The organism is Rhizobium sp. RSm-3 (assembly GCF_001854685.1).
GTDB classification, from domain to species: Bacteria; Pseudomonadota; Alphaproteobacteria; order Rhizobiales; family Rhizobiaceae; genus Rhizobium; species Rhizobium ecuadorense.
In genome coordinates this window covers 22,421-28,568 of the sequence record NZ_MAWZ01000031.1, presented here as the reverse complement: position 1 = coordinate 28,568, position 6,148 = coordinate 22,421, and the positions used below count along the sequence as shown (strand labels likewise).

General features: G+C 60.5%; 4 protein-coding genes, 1 tRNA gene and 1 rRNA gene. 5 read left to right on the top strand and 1 reads right to left on the bottom strand.

What is annotated here, in order from left to right:
• Nucleotides 1-125: 125 nt before the first annotated feature.
• The 5 genes from rrf to BBJ66_RS22510 all read left to right on the top strand — a co-directional run bounded on the left by rrf (nucleotide 126) and on the right by BBJ66_RS22510 (nucleotide 2,937).
• A 5S ribosomal RNA gene (rrf, locus tag BBJ66_RS22530) occupies nucleotides 126-240 on the top strand.
• 127 nt (nucleotides 241-367) lie between these two features.
• A tRNA-Met gene (locus BBJ66_RS22525) sits at nucleotides 368-444 on the top strand.
• Nucleotides 445-836: 392 nt separating this feature from the next.
• Nucleotides 837-1,619 carry a hypothetical protein gene (locus BBJ66_RS22520; RefSeq protein WP_049734984.1) on the top strand — a complete coding sequence of 261 codons (783 nt, stop codon included), beginning with the start codon at nucleotides 837-839 and terminating at the stop codon, nucleotides 1,617-1,619.
• A 203-nt stretch (nucleotides 1,620-1,822) separates the two neighbouring features.
• On the top strand, nucleotides 1,823-2,611 hold the full coding sequence (locus BBJ66_RS22515) for a DUF2092 domain-containing protein (protein WP_071089903.1): 789 nt from the start codon (nucleotides 1,823-1,825) through the stop codon (nucleotides 2,609-2,611).
• A complete protein-coding gene (locus BBJ66_RS22510) occupies nucleotides 2,608-2,937 on the top strand; it encodes a hypothetical protein (protein WP_049734983.1) in 330 nt (109 codons plus the stop codon). Before BBJ66_RS22515 ends, BBJ66_RS22510 begins: the two co-directional genes overlap by 4 nt.
• Nucleotides 2,938-2,951: 14 nt before the next feature.
• Here BBJ66_RS22510 and BBJ66_RS22505 read toward each other — a convergent pair whose 3' ends face one another.
• The gene (locus BBJ66_RS22505; RefSeq protein WP_071089900.1) at nucleotides 2,952-6,134 is read right to left on the bottom strand and encodes an efflux RND transporter permease subunit; all 3,183 of its coding nucleotides are present in this window, start codon (nucleotides 6,132-6,134) and stop codon (nucleotides 2,952-2,954) included.
• Between the last annotated feature and the right edge of the window lie 14 nt (nucleotides 6,135-6,148).

Sequence of the window (6,148 nt, the reverse complement as noted above, 5' to 3'; positions counted from 1 at the left end):
ATCGGCTTGATCGTTCTCATTGACTGTGCTCATCGAACAAAATTCGATGATGCTTGAAGACGTGTTCAAATAAAACGATGTGAAAACATCACCAGCTTCTCAAACATAAAGTTGCGCTTTGCCGACCTGGTGGTTATGGCGGGGTGGCTGCACCCGTTCCCTTTCCGAACACGGCCGTGAAACGCCCCTGCGCCCATGGTACTTCGTCTTAAGACGCGGGAGAGTAGGTCGCTGCCAGGTCTGCAAAACGCAACTTCAAATCTTCTCACAATGAAACTGACTAACGGCCTATGCCGTCGCAAAAGGCCGCTCACAAAGCGGCCTTTCGTGTTATAATACTCCTGCAAGTCCAAACGACTTGCCATGGCGCGGGGTGGAGCAGCCCGGTAGCTCGTCAGGCTCATAACCTGAAGGCCGCAGGTTCAAATCCTGCCCCCGCAACCAAATAAATAGCCCGCCTCGTGCGGGCTTTTCGTTTGGTAACGGGTCGAGGATTGAATGCCTAATCAGGGGCCCGCAAGGAGGCAAAGCCGACGCAGAGGGACAGAAAACAACAAATCCTGCCCCCGCAACCAATCTTTACTTCCGCAAAAAACCCGCCTCTCGGCGGGTTTTTGCGTTTCTGGACTCCCGAGATGATATCCTTGCAAGTTGTCATCGATTTTTCTGCGACGACGAGATGGTTGCTAAAGAGATAATATTCTAATATACGTAGTTCAGGCGCTTCTTATATTCTATGACAGCAAGCAACGTCCGTCCATTCGGCGGCGCCTATTATCCTATTCAGGGGGTAGTTCGATTTCATGAAGTAGATCAAAGATTTATAGGGGGGAATCATGCGAAAATGGGGGCCTTCTCTACTGACGTCTCTACATGGGAGGCATCGTCTTCTATCGGCAATCTCGGCATTGCCCGCGTTCTGCGCGATGGTGCTCTTCGCCGGGATTGCATCCGCGCAAGCGCCGACCGAAGAGCAGCGCGATGCGATCAAGGCAGAGTGCCGCTCAGACTTCATCGCAAAATGCTCGGGGGTTACGCCCGGAGGCATCGAGGCGCTCACTTGTTTGCAGCAGCATAGCGCGACGCTTTCGGCAGGTTGCCAGAAGGCGGTGTCGGCAGTGAACGTCAAACCCAAATCGACATCCGCGGAGCCGACGCAGGCTGCGCCTGCAAATACCGCGGCGAGTAGCCCTGCGCCTGCGACCGGCACGCCGACGCAGGCGCAGCGCAATGCGGTCAAATCGGCCTGTCAGCGGGATTTCATGGCGCAATGTTCCGGTGTCACGCCGGGCGGTGCGGCGGCGCTCAGCTGTCTCCAACAGCATAGTGCCGCTCTATCGGCACCATGTCAGCAAGCTGTTGCGGCTTTGGGGGGATCGGGGGCGCCGGCGCCCGGCGATGCGGCTGCCACCGGTGCGATCACGCCGGCCCCTCGGGCAATGATGCCAGCCTTCTCCCCACGTGAGGAAGTGATGATCCTGCGGGAAACTTGCGGAGCGGACTTCCGGGCCTTGTGCCGTATGGTGCCTTTAGGGGGAGGGCGGGGCATTGCCTGCCTGCGCGACAATCTGCAGCGCGTATCACCAGCGTGCCATCGCGTGCTGACCTCGGGATTGTAGCGTCCCCTCGATACTCGCTCTCAGAAAGAGACCATTGCGCGCTCCAGCGATAAATTCGGTGCGCGCGATCCCGCAAGGGCCGACAGGCGGCCGTTTGCCCGCATGCATTGCATCTCTCACATTTCATGTCCGGCTCCGGCAGGTCTGCCAGCTGCATCTGCATTTCGATGAAATCAATGACGACACCAACGAAAGGCATTGCCATGTCATCGACTTTCCCTTTCCCGCGATTGAAGCAGATTCTTCTCTGTGCTTCGCTTGCCGCCAGCCTCGCACCGCCGACGAGCGCGTGGGCGGATGATGCGAAGGCCCTTCTAAAGACGATGTCCGATTTTCTGACGGCGCAGAAGACGATCTCCTTCACCTACCAATCGTCGCTCGAAGCGGTGACGCCCGCCTTCGAGAAACTCCAGTTCGTCAGCTCGGGGACAGCCAACCTGACCCGCCCCGACAAGCTGCGCGTCACCAGGACCGGCGGCTTTGCCGACCTCGACGTGAGTTTCGACGGTTCGTCGCTGACGGTCCATGGCAAGAACCTCGATGCCTATGCAAAGATCGACGGCAAGGGTTCGCTCGATGATCTGATTGACAGGCTGATGACCGCGGGTGTCGAAGCGCCGGGCGCCGATCTTTTATCCTCCAACGTCTATGATGTGCTTATGTCGGATGTGACGGAGGCCAAGCATATTTCCAGCGCTTTCGTGGATGGGGTCGAATGCGAATATCTGGCCTTCCGGACGCCTGAAATCGATTGGCAGATCTGGATACAGAGCGGCCCGCAGCCGATACCCCGCCGCTATGTCATTACCAGCAAGCATGTCGTCCAGGCGCCGCAATACACACTAGAAATCAATGATTTCAAAAGCGGGGCGGATGTCGCGGCCGTTTCCTACACCATCGAAGTTCCAGCCAGCGCGAAGACGGTCGATCTCAGCGAGTTGCAATCACTCGACGAGTTGCCTGAGGCCGCCGATATGGGAGAGGCAAAATGACCTATAAGAAGCTGTTCTTCGCCCTCGGCCTGACCGGCGTTCTGACATTCACCGGCTTTCACATCGAACAGCAGGGATCCATGCCCCTGTCGGTCGGCTTTGCCACGCCGGCGGGCGCCGTCATCGGCAGGCCGCTGACGCCGCTCTCCTATGCGGGCGTGGCCCGCCGGACGACGCGGCGGGTGGTCACACGCACGACGACAACCATCGCCGTGCTTCCGGCAGGCTGCCGTTACGGTCCCTATTACGGCGGCTATTATTATCGCTGCGGCGGTTATTATTACGCCAAGAGTGGCAACGTTTATGTGCAGGTGATCGTGCAATAATTGCTGCGATCGCCTTACCTGATGTTCGATATCTCCGCCTCCGCCACTGGTGCGGCCGTGCTTGCGGTCGCGCCGCGCCCTTTCCAATATTCCTCGAGGCGCTGCAGCAGCACGTAGAAGGAAGGAACGAAGAGGATAGCGAGGCAGGTCGAGGCGATCATGCCACTGAATACCGATATGCCGATCGACTTGCGGGCCGATGCGCCGGCGCCCGTCGCCAGCACCAGCGGCAGGACGCCGAGGATGAAGGCGAAGGACGTCATCAGGATCGGCCGGAAACGCAGGCGGGCGGCCTCGACGGCGGCGTCGAGAATTTCCATGCCTTCGGCCCGTTTTTCCCTCGCATATTCGACGATGAGAATGGCATTCTTGGCTGCGAGCGCAATCAGCAGGATAAGGCCGATCTGCGTGTAGAGATTGTTGGCGACGCCGGCTGCCATGAGTGCCGCCACCGTACCGAGCAGGGCGAGCGGCACGGCTGATATGACCGCCAGCGGCAGGATCCAGCTTTCATATTGGCCGGCGAGCACGAAATAGACGAGCAGCATGGCGAGCGCGAAGATGAAGTAGATCTGCCCGCCCACGGCCTTCTCCTGATAGGAAAGCGCCGTCCATTCGAAGCCGGCACCCGCCGGCAATGTATGGTCGGCGATCTGTTCCATGACCTCGAGCGACTGGCCGGAGCTGAAGCCGGCGGCCGGTCCGCCGACGATGGTGGCGGTGGGATAGAGGTTGTAGAGGCTGATCAGCGAGGGGCCTTGTGTCATGGTGACATCGACGACCGTGCCGAGCGGCACCATCGTCCCGTCGCCGGCCTTGACCTTCAGATTGCGGATATCGTCAGGGCTGACGCGGAAATCGGAGGCAGCCTGCGCATAGACCTGGAAGGTGCGGCCGAATTTGTTGAACTGGGTGACATAGCTCGATCCCACATAGCCGGAGAGGGCGGAGAAGACCTGCCCCACGGTAATTCCCAGCGTCTCCGCCTTGATGCGGTCGACGGAGACCGCAAGCTGCGGCACGTTCGAGCGGAAGGGCGTGCTCAGCCTCTGCAGCGATGATTGCGCATTGCCGTTCCTGACGATCGTATCGGCAAGCGATTGCAGCAGCGGGTAGTCGGATACGCCGTTCCGGAGCTCGACCTGCATGGTAAAGCCGTTGGCGTTGCCGACGCCCTGGATCGGCGGCGGCACGACCACGAGCGTCTTGGCGGTCAGCACGTGCTGCAGGGCGTCGTTCAGATGCTGATAGATCGACAGCAGGTCCTGTCCCTTCTCCTTGCCGCGCTCGTCCCAATCCTTGAGAACGACATAGGCGACGCCGGCATTCTGCAGGCTGGCATTGTTGTCGAGAACGGAAAGGCCGCTGATGGTCAGCACCTGATCGACGCCCGGGGTGGCTTCGGCGATCTTACCGACCTCTTCCATGACGGCATCGGTTCGCTCTTTCGAGGCGCCGTCGGGCAATTGCGTGCTGATCAGCACATAGCCCTGATCCTCGATAGGCAGGAATGCGGTCGGCAGGCGCGTAAGCCCCCAGACGGCGACGCCGATCAGCGCGAGCGCTGCTATGGCCATGATGCCGCTGTGACGGGTCATCGATCCGATCAGTCCGGCATAGTGGCGCTCCCCCCAATCATAGCCCCTGTTGAAGCCGCGATAGAAGACGTTGCGTTTCTCCGGCGGTACCGGCGCGCGCAGCCAGAGGGCGCATTGCGTCGGTTTCAGCGTGACGGCATTGATGGCGCTGATCAGCGCGGTCGCGGCGATGACGAGCGCGAACTGCCGGTAGAGCTGGCCGGTCAGGCCGGGCAGGAAGGCGGCCGGAATGAAAACCGCCATCAGCACCAGCGTGATGCCGATGACCGGGCCGAGCAGTTCTTCCATGGCCCTCTCGGCCGCTTTTCGGCCTGACATACCGGCCTCGATGTGTCGGGCTACACCTTCGACGATGACGATGGCATCATCGACGACGATGCCGATGGCGAGAACGATGGCAAAGAGCGTCGACAGGTTGACGGTGAAGCCCAAGGCCGCCATGGCGGCGAAGGCGCCGATGATGGTGACGGGAACGGTGGTCGCCGGCACCAGCATTGCCCGCCAATCCTGCAGGAAAACCAGAATGACGATGAGAACCAGCACACCCGCCTCGATCAGGGTGACGTAAACCTCGTCGATGGAGGCCTTGACGAATTTCGTCGTGTCGAACGGCAGATGATATTCGAGGCCGGGCGGGAAGCTCTTCGAGAGCTCCTCCATCTTTGCGTTCACCGCCTGCGCTACGGCAATGGCGTTCGCCTCCGGCAGCTGGAAAATGCCGATGCCGGCCGCCGGTCGGCCGTTCTGCGTAAAGGACTGGCTGTAGGTCTGGGCGCCGAGTTCGACGCGGCCGATATCGCGGACGCGCGTGATGCGGCCGCCCTGTCCGCTTTCGACCTTGACGATAATGTTCTCGTAGTCGGCGGCCTCGTTCAGCCGGCCATTGACATTCAGCGTGTATTGGAAGACCTGCCCTTGCGGCACTGGCGGAATGCCGATCTGGCCGGCGGCGACCTCCTGGCTCTGCTGCTGCACGACGCTGACGACATCCTGCGGCGTCAGGCCGCGCGCCTGCAGCAGGTTCGGATCCATCCAGATGCGCATGGCATATTGGCCGGCGCCGAACACCGTCACGTTGCCGACTCCAGGCAGGCGAGCGAGTTCGTTCTGCAGATTGATGACGGCGTAATTCGACAGGAACAGGCTGTCATAGCGGCTGTCTGATGAGGTCAGGCTGACGAAGCCGAGGATAGCCGTCGATTTCTTCTGCGTCGTCACGCCCTGAAGCTGCACCGCTTCGGGAAGCGACGACATCGCAATGGCGACGCGGTTCTGCACCAGAACCTGCGCCTGATCGGGATCCGTTCCGATGGCAAAGGTCACGATCAGCGAATAGGTGCCGTCGCTGGCGCTGGTCGACTGCATGTAGAGCATATCCTGCACGCCGTTGACTTGCTGCTCGATCGGCAGCGCGACGGTGTCGACGAGGGTCTGGGCGCTGGCGCCGGGGAAGCGCGTCGTCACCTGCACGGTCGGCGGCACGACATTCGGATATTGCGCCACAGGCAGCTGGAACAGGGCGACCGCGCCGACGAGCACGAAGACCAATGCCAGGACGTTGGCGAGTACCGGTCGCTCGATGAAGAAACGCGAGATCATGCTGTTGTCCTTAG